This window comes from Nocardia sp. NPDC052001 (assembly GCF_040680615.1).
In the GTDB taxonomy this organism is placed as follows: domain Bacteria; phylum Actinomycetota; class Actinomycetes; order Mycobacteriales; family Mycobacteriaceae; genus Nocardia.
In genome coordinates this window covers 660,762-678,448 of record NZ_JBFAXC010000002.1, presented here as the reverse complement: position 1 = coordinate 678,448, position 17,687 = coordinate 660,762, and the positions used below count along the sequence as shown (strand labels likewise).

General features: G+C 66.5%; 15 protein-coding genes. 5 read left to right on the top strand and 10 right to left on the bottom strand.

From position 1 onward, the window contains the following. Positions 1-2: 2 nt before the first annotated feature. Together hydA and AB0L82_RS11380 are read right to left on the bottom strand one after the other, a co-directional pair. Entirely contained in the window at positions 3-1,424 is a 1,422-nt protein-coding gene (gene hydA, locus AB0L82_RS11385) for a dihydropyrimidinase (protein WP_364633952.1), read from the bottom strand. Next, a complete protein-coding gene (locus AB0L82_RS11380) occupies positions 1,424-2,260 on the bottom strand; it encodes a nitrilase-related carbon-nitrogen hydrolase (RefSeq protein ID WP_364633950.1) in 837 nt (278 codons plus the stop codon). Before AB0L82_RS11380 ends, hydA begins: the two co-directional genes overlap by 1 nt. A 122-nt stretch (positions 2,261-2,382) precedes the next feature. On the opposite strand from AB0L82_RS11380, the gene AB0L82_RS11375 reads away from it, so the two are divergent. Continuing rightward, entirely contained in the window at positions 2,383-3,834 is a 1,452-nt protein-coding gene (locus AB0L82_RS11375; protein WP_364633948.1) for an aminotransferase class I/II-fold pyridoxal phosphate-dependent enzyme, read from the top strand. Positions 3,835-3,837: 3 nt separating this feature from the next. Here AB0L82_RS11375 and AB0L82_RS11370 read toward each other — a convergent pair whose 3' ends face one another. Next, positions 3,838-4,815: an alpha/beta hydrolase family protein gene (locus tag AB0L82_RS11370; RefSeq protein WP_364633946.1), complete on the bottom strand. Its 978-nt coding sequence runs from the start codon at positions 4,813-4,815 to the stop codon at positions 3,838-3,840. Positions 4,816-5,030: 215 nt separating this feature from the next. Here AB0L82_RS11370 and AB0L82_RS11365 point away from each other — a divergent pair, with 215 nt between their 5' ends. After that, on the top strand, positions 5,031-5,441 hold the full coding sequence (locus tag AB0L82_RS11365) for a hypothetical protein (protein ID WP_364633944.1): 411 nt from the start codon (positions 5,031-5,033) through the stop codon (positions 5,439-5,441). Here AB0L82_RS11365 and AB0L82_RS11360 read toward each other — a convergent pair. Then, entirely contained in the window at positions 5,438-7,198 is a 1,761-nt protein-coding gene (locus AB0L82_RS11360; RefSeq protein WP_364633943.1) for an ABC transporter ATP-binding protein, read from the bottom strand. The genes AB0L82_RS11365 and AB0L82_RS11360 overlap by 4 nt on opposite strands. A gap of 86 nt (positions 7,199-7,284) precedes the next feature. Between AB0L82_RS11360 and AB0L82_RS11355 the strand changes: the two genes are divergently transcribed. Next, on the top strand, positions 7,285-7,731 hold the full coding sequence (locus AB0L82_RS11355; protein WP_364633941.1) for a MarR family transcriptional regulator: 447 nt from the start codon (positions 7,285-7,287) through the stop codon (positions 7,729-7,731). Here AB0L82_RS11355 and AB0L82_RS11350 read toward each other — a convergent pair. The 5 genes from AB0L82_RS11350 to arc all read right to left on the bottom strand — a co-directional run bounded on the left by AB0L82_RS11350 (position 7,728) and on the right by arc (position 15,480). Beyond that, positions 7,728-9,260: a serine/threonine-protein kinase gene (locus AB0L82_RS11350; protein WP_364633940.1), complete on the bottom strand. Its 1,533-nt coding sequence runs from the start codon at positions 9,258-9,260 to the stop codon at positions 7,728-7,730. The genes AB0L82_RS11355 and AB0L82_RS11350 overlap by 4 nt on opposite strands. Before the next feature lie 17 nt (positions 9,261-9,277). Next, positions 9,278-10,810, bottom strand: coding sequence for a serine/threonine-protein kinase (locus AB0L82_RS11345; RefSeq protein ID WP_364633938.1), 1,533 nt, complete (start codon positions 10,808-10,810; stop codon positions 9,278-9,280). Positions 10,811-10,814: 4 nt separating this feature from the next. Further along, positions 10,815-12,071 (bottom strand): hypothetical protein, encoded by a 1,257-nt coding sequence (locus tag AB0L82_RS11340; protein WP_364633936.1) that lies wholly within the window; start codon positions 12,069-12,071, stop codon positions 10,815-10,817. Positions 12,072-12,082: 11 nt separating this feature from the next. Next, complete coding sequence (locus tag AB0L82_RS11335) at positions 12,083-13,552, bottom strand: serine/threonine-protein kinase (RefSeq protein ID WP_364633934.1); 1,470 nt, start codon at positions 13,550-13,552, stop codon at positions 12,083-12,085. A gap of 167 nt (positions 13,553-13,719) precedes the next feature. Then, complete coding sequence (gene arc / locus AB0L82_RS11330) at positions 13,720-15,480, bottom strand: proteasome ATPase (protein WP_364633933.1); 1,761 nt, start codon at positions 15,478-15,480, stop codon at positions 13,720-13,722. Between the two features lie 243 nt (positions 15,481-15,723). On the opposite strand from arc, the gene AB0L82_RS11325 reads away from it, so the two are divergent. Next, positions 15,724-16,185: a hypothetical protein gene (locus AB0L82_RS11325; protein ID WP_364633931.1), complete on the top strand. Its 462-nt coding sequence runs from the start codon at positions 15,724-15,726 to the stop codon at positions 16,183-16,185. 40 nt (positions 16,186-16,225) lie between these two features. Next, positions 16,226-16,651 carry a hypothetical protein gene (locus AB0L82_RS11320; protein ID WP_364633929.1) on the top strand — a complete coding sequence of 142 codons (426 nt, stop codon included), beginning with the start codon at positions 16,226-16,228 and terminating at the stop codon, positions 16,649-16,651. A gap of 128 nt (positions 16,652-16,779) precedes the next feature. On the opposite strand, the gene AB0L82_RS11315 is transcribed toward AB0L82_RS11320, so the two are convergent. After that, entirely contained in the window at positions 16,780-17,613 is an 834-nt protein-coding gene (locus AB0L82_RS11315) for a tRNA (adenine-N1)-methyltransferase (RefSeq protein WP_364633927.1), read from the bottom strand. Positions 17,614-17,687 lie beyond the last annotated feature (74 nt).

Sequence of the window (17,687 nt, the reverse complement as noted above, 5' to 3'; positions counted from 1 at the left end):
CGTCAGATGAGGTTCTGTGACAGTGCGCGTTTGACGAACCGGCCGTGTCCGGCCGCACCCAGGTACTGCCCGCCGTCGACGATCACCCGGCCACGCGAGAGCACCGTGTCCACATGCCCGTCGATCTCGAAGCCCTCGTAGGCGGAGTAATCCATATTCATGTGATGGGTCTTGTCCACCCCGATGCTGGTGTGCCCGTTGGGGTCGTAGATCACCACATCCGCGTCCGCGCCGGGGCTGATGATGCCCTTGCGCGGGTACATGCCGAACATGCGCGCGGGTGTGGTGCAGCAGATCTCCACCCACTTCTCCAGCGAGATGCGACCGTCCTTGACGCCCTGGAACATCAGATCCATTCGATGTTCGACACCGCCGATGCCATTGGGGATCTTGCTGAAATCGCCGAGCCCCAGCTCTTTCTGGCCCTTCATACAGAACGGGCAGTGATCGGTGGCGACATTGGCGACGTCACCGGTGCGGATATACCGCCACAGCTCGTCCTGATGCCCTTCCTCCCGGGAGCGCAGCGGGGTCGAGCACACCCATTTCGCGCCCTCGAAACCCGGTGCGCCCAACTGCTCTTCGAGTGAGAGGTAGAGGTATTGCGGACAGGTCTCACCGAAGACGTTCTGCCCCTTACCGCGTGCGGTCGCGATCTGTTCCAGGGCCTGTTTCGCCGAGACGTGCACCACGTACAGCGGCGCACCGGTCACATTCGCCAGCATGATGGCGCGGTGGGTGGCCTCCTCCTCCAATTGCCAAGGGCGACTGGTGCCGTGGAAGTACGGTGCGGTGTCACCGCGCGCGATCGACTGTTCGACGAGCACATCGATGGCGATGCCGTTCTCCGCGTGCATCATCAGCACCGCGCCCAGCTCACCGGCGGTCTGCATGGCGCGCAGGATCTGCCCGTCATCGGAGTAGAAGACGCCCGGATACGCCATGAACAGTTTGAAACTGGTGACGCCCTCGGACACCAATTCGCTCATGCCCTTGAGGGATTCGGCATTGACGTCACCGATGATCTGGTGGAAGCCGTAGTCGATGGCGCACTGCCCGGCGGCCTTCCGATGCCACAGCGCGAGACTGTCCTGAACGCGCTCACCGGGTTTCTGGATGGCGAAGTCCACGAAGGTGGTGGTGCCGCCCCAGGCGGCGGCGCGACTGCCGGTCTCGAAGGTGTCCGAGGCTTCGGTGCCGCCGAACGGCATCTGCATATGCGTATGCGCGTCCACGCCACCGGGAATCACGTATTTGCCGGTGGCGTCGATCACCGTATCGGAGGCGGCGGCCAGATCGGTCCCGAGCGCCGTACTGCCCGGTTGTACAACAGCCGCAATGGTTTCCCCGTCGATGAGTACGTCGAGGAGTTGGGAACCGGTGGGCGACACCACCGTTCCGCCGTGAATGAATGTGCGCGTCATCAGGGGTTCACCAGCGGTCCGTAGGCGTCCGGGCGGCGGTCGCGGTAGAAGGCCCAGCGATCGCGCACCACTTTGATCAGATCCATATCGAGATCGCGCACCACCAGTTCCGGGCTGGTGTCCGAGGCGACCTCACCGACGAATTTGCCTTCCGGATCGACGAAATAGCTGGTGCCGTAGAAATCGTCATCGCCGAGTTCCTCGATGCCGACCCGGTTGATCGCGCCGATGTAGTACTCGTTGGCCACCGCCGAGGCGGGCTGTTCCAGCTTCCAGAGATAACTCGACAGTCCGCGCGAGGTGGCCGAGGGATTGAATACGATCTCCGCGCCCGCCAGGCCCAGCGCCCGCCAGCCCTCCGGGAAGTGCCGGTCGTAGCAGATGTAGACGCCGACCTTGCCGACCGCGGTATCGAAGACGGGCCAGCCGGAATTGCCGGGGCGGAAGTAGAACTTCTCCCAGAAGCCCTTGACCTGCGGAATATGGTGCTTGCGGTATTTGCCGAGGTAGCTGCCGTCGGCATCGATGACGGCGGCGGTGTTGTACAGCAGTCCCGACTGCTCCTGCTCGTACACCGGCAGCACCATCACCATGCCCAGCTCGCGCGCCAGCGCGGCGAACCGGTCCACCGTGGGGCCGGGCACGGATTCGGCGTAGTCGTAGAACTTGGCATCCTGGACCTGGCAGAAATACGGCCCGTAGAACAGCTCCTGGAAGCAGATCACCTTCGCCCCGGCCGCAGCGGCCTGCCGCGCATAGTCCTCATGCGCCTTGATCATGGACTCTTTGTCGCCGGTCCAGTTCGTCTGGACCAGCGCAGCTCGAACGATTGCCATACTTTGTGATACTGCACCCGAAACGAATTTCGTTGTGTTACATGTTGACGGAAACAGTTTCGTGACCGTAAATCTTGCGGACCGCACCCGTCACCCGGCATGCGTCAACGCAGAATGAAAGCGTGACAACGGAACTCGGCCCCACGGTCCCGGACGACGCGCCCAGCGCCGATCCGGCCCCGGCCGGTCCGGCGGCCATCGAATTCCTGTCGGGGGTGCACGACCGCACCGCCGCGGGCATCGCCGCCGCCGTCAGCCGCCGTATTCGGTCCGGCGCGCTGGCGCCGGGCACCCGGCTGCCCACGGTTCGCGAGGTCTCCCGGGTGCTGAAGGTCTCCCCCGCCACGGTCACTCAGGCCTGGCGCGCCCTGGCCGCGGCGGGGGCCATTCGCGCGCGCGGACGCGCCGGGACCTTCGTCGCCGCCCTGCCGCAGCCGGTGCCGGTCACCGCCGCAGGCCGCTATCAGCGCCTGCATTCACACTCGGACAACAACTTTCGCATCGACCTCTCGCGCGGTGTCCCCGATCCGGCGCTACTGCCCGACCTGACGGCGGCCCTGCGCGCCCTGGGCGGCGAGGACGCCATCGATGATCTCTCCGCCACCTACCTGGGCGAGGCCGTGCTGCCCGAACTGGAAGCCACGGTGCGCGCCGACTGGCCCATGCGCGCCGAACGCTTCACCGTGCTGGACGGGGCCTTGGACGCCATCGACCGCCTGCTCACCGCCCACATTCACCTCGGCGACGCGGTACTGGTCGAGAACCCGTGCTTCCCGCCCTTCCTCGACCTGCTCTCCCGCATCGGCGCACGCCCCATCCCCCTCCGCATGGATGAATCCGGTCCGCTGCCCGCCGATCTCGCCGAATCCCTCCCCCGCCACTCCCCCGTGGCGCTGCTACTCCAGCCCCGAGCCCAAAACCCGACCGGCGCTTCCCTTTCCGCGACCCGGGTCCGCGAACTCGCGGACATCCTCACCGCGTCCCCCCTGCTGATCATCGAGGACGATCACTCGGACGGCATCGCCCACACCCCCATCCGCTCGCTCGGCAGCCGCCTACCCGCCCACACCGTCCACATCCGCTCCTACTCCAAATCACACGGCGCGGACCTGCGCCTCGCGGTCGCGGGCGGCCCCGCCGCCTACCTCGACCCCATCATCGAACGCCGCATGCTCGGCCCCGGCTGGACCAGCCGCCTCCTGCAGCGCGTCCTGCTCCACATGCTCACCGACGACACCGCCCGCACCACCGTGGCCACCGCCCGCACCACCTACCGCACCCGAGCCACCGCCCTGCGCAAAGCCCTGCACCGCCACCACCTCCCGGTCACCCGAGGCGACGGCATCAACCTCTGGCTCCCCGTCACCGACGAGAACGCCGCCATGATCTCCCTCGCCGCCGCCGGCATCAAAGCCGCCCCCGGCGGCCCCTTCGAGGTGACCGACCACCCCGACACCGACCACCTCCGCCTCACCATCGCCACCCTGCATGACAGCGAAATCGCTGATTTGGCAGCGCATTTGGCCTTGGCGGCAGCGGCAGCACCGGCCTACCGGCGCATCCGCCGGATATGAGTATCAGGCCTGCAACGCGGCCAGGATGGCGGGGCGGGCTTTCCAGAGTTCGGCTTCCCAGTACTTCCAGGTGTGGATGCCGGAGGCGGGGAAGTCGAAGGTGGCGGGGATGCCGAGGGAATTCAGGCGGGCCTGGAAGGATCTGGTGTTGACCAGGGCTACCGCTTCGATGCCCATGCTGACTCCGGTGTCGAAGACCTGAGCCACGCTCGCGGGGCGGTCGTCGGGGCCGGGCAGGGCGCTGCCCGCGGAGATGTACATGGGGAGGTTCTTCAGCTGGGGTGCGAAGACGAAGGGGTCCATGCGCAGCCAGGCGGGGCTCCAGGGGGCGGCCATGGCGTCGATATTGTATGCGCCCCAGCGCAATACGGCGACGCGAACGGCTTCGCGCATACCGGGGGCGGAGATGTTCAGGGCTCCGGAGAAGGTTCCGGCGAATTTGAACTGGTCACGGTGGAAGGCGGCAAGCATGAGTGCCGCGCCGCCGCTCATGGACAGGCCGACCACGGCGTTATTGGTGCGCGAGACGCCGTAGCCGGCGAGGAAATCGGGAAGTTCCTTGGTGAGGAACGTTTCCCAGCGGTACGTGTACTTCTGGCCGTTGGTATTGCTGGCCGAGGCCCAATCGGTGTAGAAGCTGGACTGGCCGCCGACCGGCATCACCAGGGTGACATCGTCGTCGCCGAACTGTTGCAGGGCATTGGTTTCGAAGGACCAGGCGTTGCGATCGTCCCGGGCCGCCATACCGTCGAGCAGATACAGCGCCGAGCCGCCACCGCGTTTGGCCCACTGCACCTGCACCTTGACCGGGCCCATACTCGACGGAACCATCAGTTCCACGAAGCCACCGGCGGGCGCGCGATGCACCGGACCTGATATCGGTGCGGCCGATGCCGTCGGCGGGGCGGCCACCGCGGCCGCGAGCGGAATGGCAAGAGCCGCCGCGCTCATCGCGAGCAGGCGTGCGGAATCGAAACGCATCAGGACTTTCCCCTCCAGGTGCCCATCATCCAGTCATGCAGCCAAATACGCTGCACACCAGCAGAACTCGTTCACTCGACAATCCCCCGACGGTCGAGGTAGACCGTATGCGATACCTCGGGTTATGACAACACGAACATCACGATGCAACGTTCGCCGGGGCGCGCACGATGGATGATCGACGCCGTATGGCATTCGAATTCGATGGAGGGGTAGTGCAGACAAGCGTTCGAAACATCACCCGCCTCGCCGCCACCGCGGCCGCGACCGGAACGGCCCTGGCCTTCGGTGCGGGCGTGGCGGCGGCCGATGACTGGCCGCAGCAGCAGCCGAACAGCCCGATCTACGTGATCGAGACCAAGAACTTCCTGACACCCACCGATATCGGGTACTGGAATCCGCTCGATTCCAGCCCCCGGCTCACCTCCCCGTACGGCACCAGCACGCGCATCGTGTGCACCGGATTCCACGGCGTGTCCACGGGCTGCTGGCAGGCCGACGCGGACGGCAACCCGCACAAGCTGATCGCGCTGCCGTTCAACTTCCCGTCCTTCACCGGATCGGGCGCGCCGGGCGGCGGCGCCAGCCATTACGTCTACCCGGGGTTCATTCCGGGCAGCGGTTAGGCCACCGCCAGCACCTCGTCGCGGGCGAGCAGATCGGCGTAGAAACCGTTGCTCGCCAGCAGTTCCGCGTGCGTACCGCGCTCCACCACGCGACCGTGGTCGAGTACCACGATCTGATCGGCATTGCGGATGGTGGAGAGCCGGTGCGCGATGGTGATCGTCGTGCGGCCCTGCGACAGCGCGTCGATGGCGGCCTGGACCTCGCGTTCGGTGCGGGTGTCCAGGGCGCTGGTGGCCTCGTCCAGCACCAGGATCGGCGGATTGCGCAGGATGGCGCGCGCCACCGCCAGGCGCTGTTTCTCACCGCCGGAGAAGCGGTAACCGCGCTCGCCGACCTTGGTGTCGTAGCCGTCGGGCAGCGAAGCGATGTGCTCGTGGATCTGGGCGGCGCGCGCGGCGGCGTACAGTTCCTCGTCCGTCGCATCGGGTTTGGCGAAGCGCAGATTCTCCGCGACCGAGGCGTGGAACAGGTAGGTCTCCTGGGAGACCACGCCGACGGTGGCGGACAGATCCGCGAAACTCAAGTCCCGCACATCGATTCCATCGACGGTGACCGCACCCGTGCTCGCGTCGTACAGCCGCGCGGCCAGATAGCCGAGAGTCGTCTTGCCCGAACCGGTTTCGCCGACGATCGCCAGGCTGGTCCCGGCGGGAACGTTGATATCGATATCGTTCAGCACATTCCGATCGGCGGGATCGTAGGCGAACCCGACCCGATCGAACCGCACCGCGCCGGTCACGCCCGCGGCGGGCAGCGCCACCGGATGCTCCGGTTCGGCGATGTCCGGTCGCAGATCCAGATATTCGAAGATCCGCCCGAACAGCGCCAGCGAACTCTGTACCTCGACACCGGTGGACAGGAGCATGACCGCGGGCCGCAGCAGTCCGGCCTGCAGGGTGGTGAATGCCACCAGCGTGCCGATGGACACCAGCGGATGTCCCGCCGCGACAGTCAATCCCGCCCCCCAGTAGACGACCGCGGGCATGGCGGCCATCACGATGGTGATGGTGGACTGCCGCCACCGACCGGCCATATTGGAGCGAATCTCCAAGTCCACCAGGCCCCGTGACTCACGGGAGAAATCATCGACCAGTGCGGGCGAGCGACCCATGGTGCGGCCCAACAGGATTCCGCTCACCGACAGCGATTCCTCGACGATCGCGGACATGCCGACCAGCTGCTTCTGCCGCTCCCCGGTGATGCGGCGGCGCTCGGAACCGACCTTGCGACTGATCCATACGAAGAACGGCAGCATGAGCAGCGATACCAGGGTGAGCCGCCAGTCCAGCGCGAACATGGCGATCACGGCGGCGAACACCGAGGTGAAATTGGAGATCAGCGAGGTCGCGGTCGAGGTGACCGTCGATTGCATCCCGCCGATGTCATTGGCGATCCGCGACTGCACCTCACCGGTGCGGGTCGCGGTGAAGAACGCGAGCGGCATGGACTGCAACCGCGAGTAGACCGCGGTCCGCAGATCATGCATGACCCGCTGGCCGACCGCGGTCGACAGATAGGTCTGCCAGACGCCGAACACGGCGGTGAGCGCCGCGACGGCGATCATGCCCGCCGCCAGCGCGGTCAGCAGTCCGGTGCGCCCCTGCGGCAGCGCGGTGTCGATGACCCCGCGCACCATGAACGGCGAGGCCAGTCCCACGATCGAGGACAGGCCGACCAGCACGCCGACGATGGCGAGCCGGGAACGATAGGGATGGAACAGCCGGAGTATCCGGCGGAGTTCGGATCGGGCAGCCATAGGCGCCTCCTTCCAACGGGAATCTCTCCCCATAACTGAGCTAGGCTCACAATTATTCCACATGACAGTGAGCTATGCTCAGCAATATGGAGAAGGTATCCGAAGGCGACCTGCCCGACCTGTTCCTGCGCACCGCCAAACGCATCCGGCACAGTCAGATGGCCAACCTCGCCCCCCTGGGCCTGACACCCGCCCAGGCTCGCGCGCTGCGCACCCTGAGCCGCGCGGCCGAACCCCTGCGCATGTCCGACCTCGCCGAGCGCCTGGGCATCGTCCCCCGCTCCGCCACCACCGTCGTGGACGCCCTGGAAGCCGCGGGCCTGCTCACCCGCACCCCCGACCCCACCAACCGCCGCGCCACCCTCGTAGAACTCACCGACGCGGGCCGCACCCTGCTCACCCGCATGTCCGAGGCCCGCGTCCAAGCCGCCCGCGACCTCTTCTCAACCCTCTCCCCCGACCGCCGCGAAACCCTGCGCGACATCCTCGCCGAACTCGACACCGCGAATTCGATATCGCGCGAACAGAATTAGATCGGCGCGTCCCGCCACCAGCGATCGAGAAGGTCCTGACCCGAGGTACCGCCGTAGGCCACCAGGCGGCAGAACCGGTGCGCCGCATCGTCGAACGAAACCGCCACCGTTCCTGCCGGATCACCGGCCGGACTCGGCATATCACCCCAGCGCACCTGTCCGCTCGCGGAGCCACGCCGCCATGCCTGATCACCGACCCCCGTCGCCTTGGAGTCCAGTTCCGGGGCATCCATCGCACTGCGATCTGCATTGCAGCGCACGGTCAGTAGATACACCGGATTCTTGTTGCCGCTGCAGGACAACAGATTCGAGCCGGTCGCCGGAACGCCGATGTCGGCCGGACGGCTATCGGAATCCAATGCGGCACAGTGAATCGATTGATAACCGGCACTTTCCGGCGCGGACGGCAACAGCGCCGGAAAGGCTTGCGCGATATAGGAATAGCCGCCCCACAGCGACACCGTATCCGCCACGCCGCTCGTCGCGCCGGTGGTCGCGAGTGCGGCAGTCCCGCCACCGGATACCCGATCGGACGAGATCGCCAACGCCACAACGGCTCCCAGTACGGCGACCGACAGCACCGCCCCGACGGCGAGACCGCGCCGACCACGAATCCCCCACCACGGCGACGTGATCGCGGTCCGATCCTGACCGCCACCGGCCGATCCGCCATACCGTCGGACGACCGGCTCATCCATGCCCAATGCCGCGGCGGCAGCGGCGGCCAGGGCACCGCAACTCCGATAGCGGTGCTCGGGCCGCTTGGCCAGGGCGCGGGCGATGACATCGTCGATCGCCTGCGGCAGTGCCGGATTCAGCGCGGTGGGCCGCGGCGGCGGATCCATCAGGTGTGCGTGCATGACCGCGACCGCGGACGGGCGCGGGAAGGGTTTCGCACCGGTCAGCAGTTCGTAGAGCGTGCAGCCGAGCGCGTACACATCGGTGCGCGCATCGATCGCGGCCGCGGCCAGCTGTTCCGGAGCCGCGTACGCCAGCGTGGCGAGCACCGTCCCGGTCTCGGTGAGCACCGTGCCGCCCGCACCGCGACCGATGCCGAAATCGGTGACGAGCACCCGATCCGGTTGTCCTGGACGAGATTCCACCAGTAGGTTCGCCGGTTTCACGTCTCGATGCACTACACCCGCGCGATGCGCCTCATCCAGTCCCGATGCCGCCTGCTTGACAATACGCAGCGCTCGTTCCGGTTCGAGCGCGCCCCGGCGCAGCAGGGCGGCGGCATCGGTTCCGTCGATGAGCTGCATGGCGATCCACAACCGCCCCTCCGCCACCCCACGATCATGGACGGCGACGATATTCGGGTGATTCAGGCGCGCGGTCAGATCCGCTTCGCGCGCGAATCTGGCCCGGAACTCGACATCGTCACCGTGTTCGGCCGACAACACCTTGAGCGCGTCCACTCGCGGCAGGCGCGGATGCCGGGCCGCGTAGACGGTTCCCATGCCGCCACCGCCCAGTACCCGCTCTATCCGGTAGTCGCCGAATACCGAGCCCGGACGCAACTCCACCACCGTCGAACCTCATCCCCTCACAGCGGCACATCGCGCCACCAGCGATCCACCAGTTCCTGCCCGTTCGCCCCGCCGAAAGCCGACAGATAGCAGAAGTTCCGCGCCGGATCGTCGAATCCGACCTCCAGCGAACCCATATCCGAATCGTCGATCGACTCGTTCCCCCAGACGATTCGGCCGCTGTCCGCGCCGCGCTGCCAACGGGTGTCGCCGAGCTGCACCTGTCCCAGGTATCCGCGCAGCGAGGTCGGCGTGCGACTGGTATTGCAAATCACCGCCAGGGTATTGAGCGGATTCTTATCGCCCCGGCAGAATATTCTGGCCAGCGTCTCGGGCCGGACATTCGGATCGAGCATCTTCCACTCCTTGTCCACAACCTGGCACCGAATCCCCTGATATCCACCGGCCACGGGGCTCACGGGCAGCAATTTCGGAAACGCCGCCACGATGAACGCGTACGCACCCCAGGTCAGCCCCGCCTGACCCGACGAGGTCACGGTCGGGACGGGACTCGCTGCCGTGGTCGGCGCGGCGGCACTCGGGCGCGAATGCGCTGTGCGCCCGGCGAATCCGAACCAACCCACACCCGCCAGCGCCAGCGCGACGACCACGGCCAGGACCACCGGCGCTCGGATCGCGCGCCGTCGACGCGGCCGATCGATTGCCGGGACCTGCGCGGGGAGGGGCGCCACAGCGGCACCGACATTCGGCGTATCGAAGGCCGCCGCGGCCGCCGCCGCCAGTTCCCCGCATGAGCGATACCGGGAATCTGGACGCTTGGCCAGGGCACAGGCGATCACTTCGTCGAGTGCGGCCGGGAGAGCGGGATTGTGCGCGCTCGGGCGGGGCGGCGGATCGGTCAGATGCGCCCGCATGATCCGCACGACATCCGCGTGCGGATACGGCTTGGCACCGGTCAGCAGCTCGAACAGGGTGCAGCCCAGCGCGTACACGTCCGCCCGATGATCCCGGGCAACCCCGGTGAACTGTTCGGGTGCGGCGTAGGCGAGGGTCACCAGGATCGTTCCGGTATCGGTCAGGACGGTGGACTCCGCGGCCGTACCGGCAATCCCGAAATCGGTGACGTAGACCCGTGGCGGACCGTCCGGGCGTGACTCCAACAGTATGTTCGCCGGTTTCACGTCCCGATGCAGCACCCCGGCTCGATGCGCCTCGTCCAGTCCGCGGGCGGCGTCGGTGACGATACGCACCGCCGATTCCGGAGTGATACCGCCCGGATGGCGGGCGATGAGTTGCGCGGCATCCTCACCATCGACGAATTGCATTGCGATCCATTGCGAATCGTCCTCGACCCCGCGGTCCCGGATCGCGACGATATTCGGGTGGTCGAGCCGCGCCAGCACATCGGCTTCCCGCGCGAATCTGGCGCGGAACTCCGGTTCATCGCCCGCGGCAAGCACTTTGAGCGCATCGGCGCGCGGCAGTCGCGGATGTTCGGCCAGGTACACCACGCCCATGCCGCCGCTGCCGAGCATACGGATTATCCGGTATCCCGCGAAAACCGTTCCCGCACTCAGTATTCGCACCATGGCGCTAGTCGCCCCTCGCCAGCAGACCGTACTGTGCCGCGACTCGCTGTAGCGTGTTCGTCCGCTCGGCACCCGACAGCACCGCGATATAGCGGCCGTAGAGAACACGGCAGGTGAATCTGGCGGTGTCCATCGGAGGCTTGTCGGACGCCTGCTTGCACTGCGCATCCGCCAGCCCGATAGGGCCCGGTATGACATCGGCCGCCACATCGGTGCGCACCGCCCGGGCGTACGCGGACCGGGCGGACTTCACATCGGTGAATCGGATGAGCGCGGTCGTTCCGGTGAGCGCGAACGCATCTCGCTTGCTCTGCGCCGCGTCCGTGACCATCCCCCCGTCCGCGGTGCGCTTGAACGACAGGTAGGTGGCGCGCGGCCCGAAAACGATGCCCACCGGATTCAACCCGCCCTGCCAGCCCGCGATCCGCTGCGTGGTCGTCATGGCCACCGCCGGATACGTCCAGCGCCGGGGTGCTTCCGGCACCATGCGCGCGAGCATGCCGTCCCGGTCCAGCGCGAGCTGGGTCAGACGCTCCGGCGGGGTGGCGACGAACTCTCGCAGGCGCGGCAACTGCGCGTTGAAAGCCTTGTGCGCCAAGTCCGTCAGGGCGCCCAGATCGGTGGTGGTATGTGCCACGAGCAGACTGATCACGTACGAACCCTCTGCCAGCGTCGCCGCCAGCGTGGGTGCGGTGGGACGCCAATGACCGTACGCGCCAGGATGATCCGGGATGCTCACCGCCACGTTCTCGGCGCTCACCGCCGCGTCCGCGGCATCGATTTCCCGGGCGGCCCGCCGCGCCGCCTCGGCATCGCCGAAGCGCAGCACCACCGCGACCAGTTGGCGCATCCCGCCGACCCGCACCGCGCCCGTCGCCGAATCGCGATCGCGCGCGCCCGTCGCCACACCGGCCACCATGCCCTCACGCTCCAGTACCGGACGCACCGCGTCCGACAGCAGCACCGTGGCCGTCGCCGGAGTCGGCAGCGGTACCACACTGTCACCCTCGAGCAGAACGTTCAGGGCCGGATCGGCTTCGACCGGATCGAGCAGAGCCTCACCGAGCCGCACGGATTCCAGTACCCGGCCATAGCGCTCGGCGTCGTTCACCGGAGTCGCCAGCGGAACGCTGCCGTAGCGACCCATATCCAGCGCCGCCAGGTCGACATGTTCGGGTTCCGGCTTCCCCGAAACGGTGCAGCCCACCGTCAGCACCATGAGTGCGACGGCGAACAGCACACGGACGTGACCGCTCCGCACGGTCGTCCCCCTCACAGCGGCGCATCCCGCCACCAGCGATCGCGCAGTTCCGCGCCGCCGGTCCCGCCCACCACCTGTATCCGGCAGAAGTTCCGATACGAATCCTCGAACAGCACCTCGAGGAAACCGATCGGCTGCCCCAGCGGATGCGAGATGAAGATCTCCGAATCCAGGCTGTGCCCCCAGAACACATGCCCCTTGCCGGAGGACCGCTGCCAGGATTCATCGCCCTCGACGGTGTCGAGCAGCGGACCGGGCAGAATCGCCTTTCGATCGGTCCGGCACACCACATCGACGCCCTCCACCGGATCACGATTGCCGAGACACACCATTCGCACCTCGGCGACCGTGGTGAAGAGTGAGATCTGGTGATCGCCCTCATCCATGGGCTGGCAGATGGACAATTCCTGATAGCCCGCGCCGATCTGCGAGGGCGGGAGCAATCGGGGAAACAGCTCGGCGATATACCCGTACACGCCCCAGCGATCCGGATCGACACTCGCGGGATCGACTGCCAGGAACTTCCGCGCCCCCGCACCGTCGTCCCTGCTCGTGACGAGCGCCGCGGCCACCGCGACGGCGGCGACCAGGGCGATGATCGCGGCACCGAGCAGCCACGGTCGACGCGATCGAGCCGAGGTTCGCACCCTGCCGTAGACGGCATCGCGCGCCGCGGCCGCGAACGCGCCACAGCTCTCGAAGCGATCCCCCGGCTGTTTCGCCATAGCGGTCGCGATCACCCGGTCCAGGGCCTTGGGCAAGGCCGAATCATGCTGCGAGACAAGGGGCGGCGGATCGTGCAGATGCGCGTAGATGATCGCGCCCGCACCCTCCCGCCGGAATGGAACTGTGCCGGTGAGCATCTGGTACAGCGTGCAACCCAGGGCGTACACGTCGGCCCGGCGATCCACCGGATCTCCGGCGAGCTGTTCCGGCGCGGCGTACGCGAGCGTCCCGACCGTGCCGTGTACGGACAGCGTGGCGGAATCGTCTGCGGCGCGGGCGATCCCGAAGTCGGTTACCAGCACCCGCTCCGCGCCACCGTTCGACGGGGCGATCAAGATATTCGCGGGCTTCACATCCCGATGCAGCAGTCCGACACGATGTATCTCGTCGAGCCCCGCCGCCGTCTCGTCCAGAATGCGCAGCGCTCGTTCGATATCGAGCGGACCCTGCCGCAGCAGCCCGGCGAGATCCGTCCCGGCGATATACTGCATGGCGATCCACAGCCGCCCGTCCTGCTCGCCGCGATCGTGAATCGTCACCAGATTCGGATGTTGCAGGCGCGCGGCGATTTCGGCCTCACGAAAGAACCCGGATCGGAAGTTGGCATCGCCGCTGCGTTCGGCGGACAGCACCTTCAGCGCGTCGAACCGATCCAAACGGGGATGCCGGGCGAGGTAGACCGTACCCATCCCGCCGCTGCCGAGCTCCCGCTCGATGACATAGCCGGAAACCACACTGCCCTGGGCGAATTGCACCCGGACCCCTCCCCCGCGACACGCTCTCGCCGACCACAGCGACCGTGGCGGCGTGCCTGCATACGATACGCCGCACGGTACAAACCCGCATGCGATATCGAACCCGCCGGTCCGGAAATACGAAAGGGGCGCGCCACCAATGGTGGCGCGCCCCTGACGATTCCGATCTACAGGTACTGACCCGTATTCGACTCGGTGTCGATGGCGCGGCTGGCGGAGGCGTTCTTGCCCGTCACCAGGGTGCGGATGTAGACGATCCGCTCGCCCTTCTTGCCCGAGATGCGAGCCCAGTCATCGGGATTGGTGGTGTTGGGCAGGTCCTCGTTCTCAGCGAACTCGTCCACGATGGAGTCGTAGAGGTGCTGAATGCGCAGACCCGGGTTGCCCGATTCCAGAACCGATTTGATGGCGTACTTCTTGGAGCGGTCCACGATGTTCTGAATCATGGCGCCGGAGTTGAAGTCCTTGAAGTACAGGACTTCCTTGTCACCGTTGGCGTAGGTGACCTCCAGGAAGCGGTTGTCCTCGCTCTCGGCGTACATCCGGTCCACCACCCGCTCGATCATGGCCTTCACGCACTTGGCGCGCTCACCATCGAATTCGGCGAGATCGTCCGCGTGCAGCGGCAGCGTCTCGGTGAGGTACTTGGAGAAGATGTCCTGTGCCGCTTCGGCATCCGGGCGCTCGATCTTGATCTTCACGTCCAGGCGGCCGGGCCGCAGGATGGCCGGGTCGATCATGTCCTCGCGGTTGGAGGCGCCGATGACGATGACGTTCTCCAGGCCCTCGACGCCGTCGATCTCCGAAAGCAGCTGCGGCACAACGGTGGTCTCCACATCGGAGGAGACACCCGAACCGCGGGTGCGGAAGATCGAATCCATCTCGTCGAAGAACACGATCACGGGGGTGCCCTCGGAGGCCTTCTCCCGAGCCCGCTGGAAGATGATCCGAATATGACGCTCGGTCTCACCGACGAACTTGTTCAGAAGCTCGGGGCCCTTGATGTTCAGGAAGAACGACTTGGCTTCCTTGGCATCCTCACCGCGCGCCTCGGCGATCTTCTTCGCCAGCGAATTCGCCACAGCCTTGGCGATCAACGTCTTACCGCAACCGGGCGGGCCGTAGAGCAGCACACCCTTGGGCGGCCGCAGCGCGTACTCGCGGAACAGATCCTTGTGCAGGAACGGCAATTCCACCGCATCGCGGATCTGCTCGATCTGGCGCCCGAGGCCGCCGATATCGTGGTAATCGACATCGGGCACCTCCTCCAGCACGAGATCCTCGACCTCTGCCTTGGGGATTCGCTCGAAGGCGAAACCGGCCTTGGTATCGACCAGCAGCGAATCACCCGGGCGCAGTTTGCGAATGGGGCGATCCGGATCTTCCATATCGTCCACGTCGACGAGCGCGGAGAGCGGGCCGGACAGCCACACCACTCGCTCCTCGTCGGCATGACCGACAACCAGTGCTCGACGGCCGTCGTCGAGAATCTCGCGCAGCGTGCCGATTTCGCCGATTGATTCGAACTTGCCCGCCTCGACCACGGTCAGTGCCTCGTTGAGACGCACGGTTTGACCGTAGATGAGGGTGTCGGTGTCGATATTCGGCGAGCACGTCAAGCGCATCTTGCGTCCTGAGGTGAACACGTCGACCGTCTGATCGTCATATACACCAAGCAGAACGCCGTAACCGCTCGGTGGCTGACCGAGCCGATCGACTTCCTCACGGAGAGCGACGAGTTGCTGTCGCGCTTCCTTGAGGGTGTCCATGAGTTTGGTGTTGCGAATTGTCAGCGAATCAACGCGCGCTTCCAATTCCCGTGAGCGATCCGGCGAGTCGGCGAGTTGCCTCCGGAGTGCAGCCGCCTCGGCGCGGACGGCCTCGAGTTCCCTCCAGGCCGCCGAGTCCGAATGTTCGTTGGGGCTCATGATGCTGCTCCTCCCAGTCCCGGTCTATCAACGCTACCGGGCGATACTCGTTCTCGCTTTCCGACATGGTTTCGTCGTGATCACATCTAGGCTGCGGCTAGCGGACCGGACGGACATGTTAGCCTGCCCTAACATGTTTCCGGTGAGTTAATCACCGGCCGATCCGAAAGGGTGCCGTTGATGCTCCTTCCCACCAGTCGAACTTCTGGTATGCGCAACGCCTCGCGGACGCTTCGTGTTTCCGTGGCTACCGTTGCGGCGGCCCTCGCCGTTACCGCAACCCTGGCTGGCTGCGGCTCGGATGACAAGACCTCCACCGACTCCGCGGCCACCACCTCGGCCGCGGTGACCAAGGCGGCCACCGCCCCCGCACCCACCGCCGAGCAGCTCCAGGGCGTGCTGACCGCGTTCGCGGATCCGGCGAAACCCGCCGCGGACAAGGCGAAACTCGTTGTCGACGGAGACAAGCGAATCGCGCTCATCGAGACAATGAACCAGGGTCTGGCGCATTACGCGGTGTCTTTCACCGTCGGCGAAATCAAGCAGACCGGCGATAAGGCCGATGCCAAGGTCTCGGTGGTGTCCCCGCACGGCACCATGGCCGATGTACCGATGTCGTTCCAGTACGTGGACGGCACCTGGAAGCTCGCCGATGCCGGCGCGTGCACCATCCTCGGTATGGCGCGCGCCGCCTGTCAGCCGTAAACCCAGCAGTAACCGCTCCGATCGAAAGGCTCGACCGCTCATGCTCGCTCGCTCCGCCCGCATCTGTTTGGCCGCCCTCGGCGCGAGTCTCGCGCTCGTCTCGGGTGCGGGACTCGCCAACGCCGATTCCCCCGCGCCCTCGCCGGAGGAGTTGCGGTCCACCCTGGAACGCTTCGTCGACCCGAATATCGCCACGGTCGACAAGGAGCAGCTCATGGTGGGCGGCGATCGGCGCGCGAGCAATATCGACACCATGACCTCGAAGCTGGGCAATTACGGCAAGATCGGCTTCGGCGTCTCGAACATCCAGGTCGACGGCGATAACGCCAATGCCTCGGTCGCGGTCATCTCCCCGCACGGCACCATGCCGGGCGTGCCGATGTCCTGGCAGCACACCGCCGCGGGCTGGCAGCTCTCGGAGAGCACCGCCTGCACCATCCTGTCGATGGGCCGCGCCCCCTGCTGATTCGCACGGGGTGAAAACCCGCACGGGCTGAAAAACTCTCGGCCCGGAACACACGAATGTGCCCCCTTTCCAAGCGGAAAGGGGGCACATCGTGTTGAAAAGCATGCGAGGCAGGCCGATTCGCGGTGTCAGCCCTTACCGGCGCGACGCTGCGGCTTGGGCGCGACCACACCGTCGGCGAGGCGGCGGGCAGTCACCAGGAACGCGGTGTGACCCTGCATGCGGTGCTCCGGGCGCACGGCCAGGCCGACCACATGCCAGCCGCGGACCATGGATTCCCAGGCGCGGGGTTCGGTCCAGCATTCCTGGCGGCGCAGATGCTCGACCACCTCGGACATCTGCGTGGTGGTGGCCACATAGACCATCAGCACACCGCCCGGGACCAGCGCCTTGGCGACCGCGTCCAGGGTGTCCCAGGGCTTGAGCATGTCCAGGATGACCCGGTCCACCTGCGGGCCGGAGTACTCGGCGACATCGCCGAGGGTCAGTTCCCAGTTGTCCGGGCGCTCACCGAAGAAACGCTCGACATTGCGGACGGCGTGTTCGGCGTGATCCTCGCGGATCTCCCAGGACACGACCTTGCCCTCCGGGCCGACCGCGCGCAGCAGCGAACAGGTCAGCGCGCCGGAGCCCGCGCCGGCCTCGAGCACGGTCGCGCCGGGGAAGATATCGCCCTCGTGCACGATCTGCGCGGCGTCCTTGGGGTAGATGACCGCCGCGCCGCGCGGCATGGACAGCACATAGTCGGTCAGCAGCGGCCGCAGCGCGAGGTAGGCGGTGTTCTTGGCGGAAGTGACCACACTGCCCTCATCCGCGCCGATCAGATCGTCGTGGGCGATCTCGCCCGCATGCGTGTGGAAGGTGCCGCCCTGCGCCAGGATCACGGTGAACTTGCGTCCCTTGGCGTCGGTCAGCTGCACCCGGTCGCCGATCTGGAAAGGCCCGGTCCGTCTGGCCGTCATGAATCTCCGTTCTGGTTCGACCCCGGCGCATGCCGAAAGTCGCTGCGATTTTGCTGCGTGAATCAGGTTCGCAC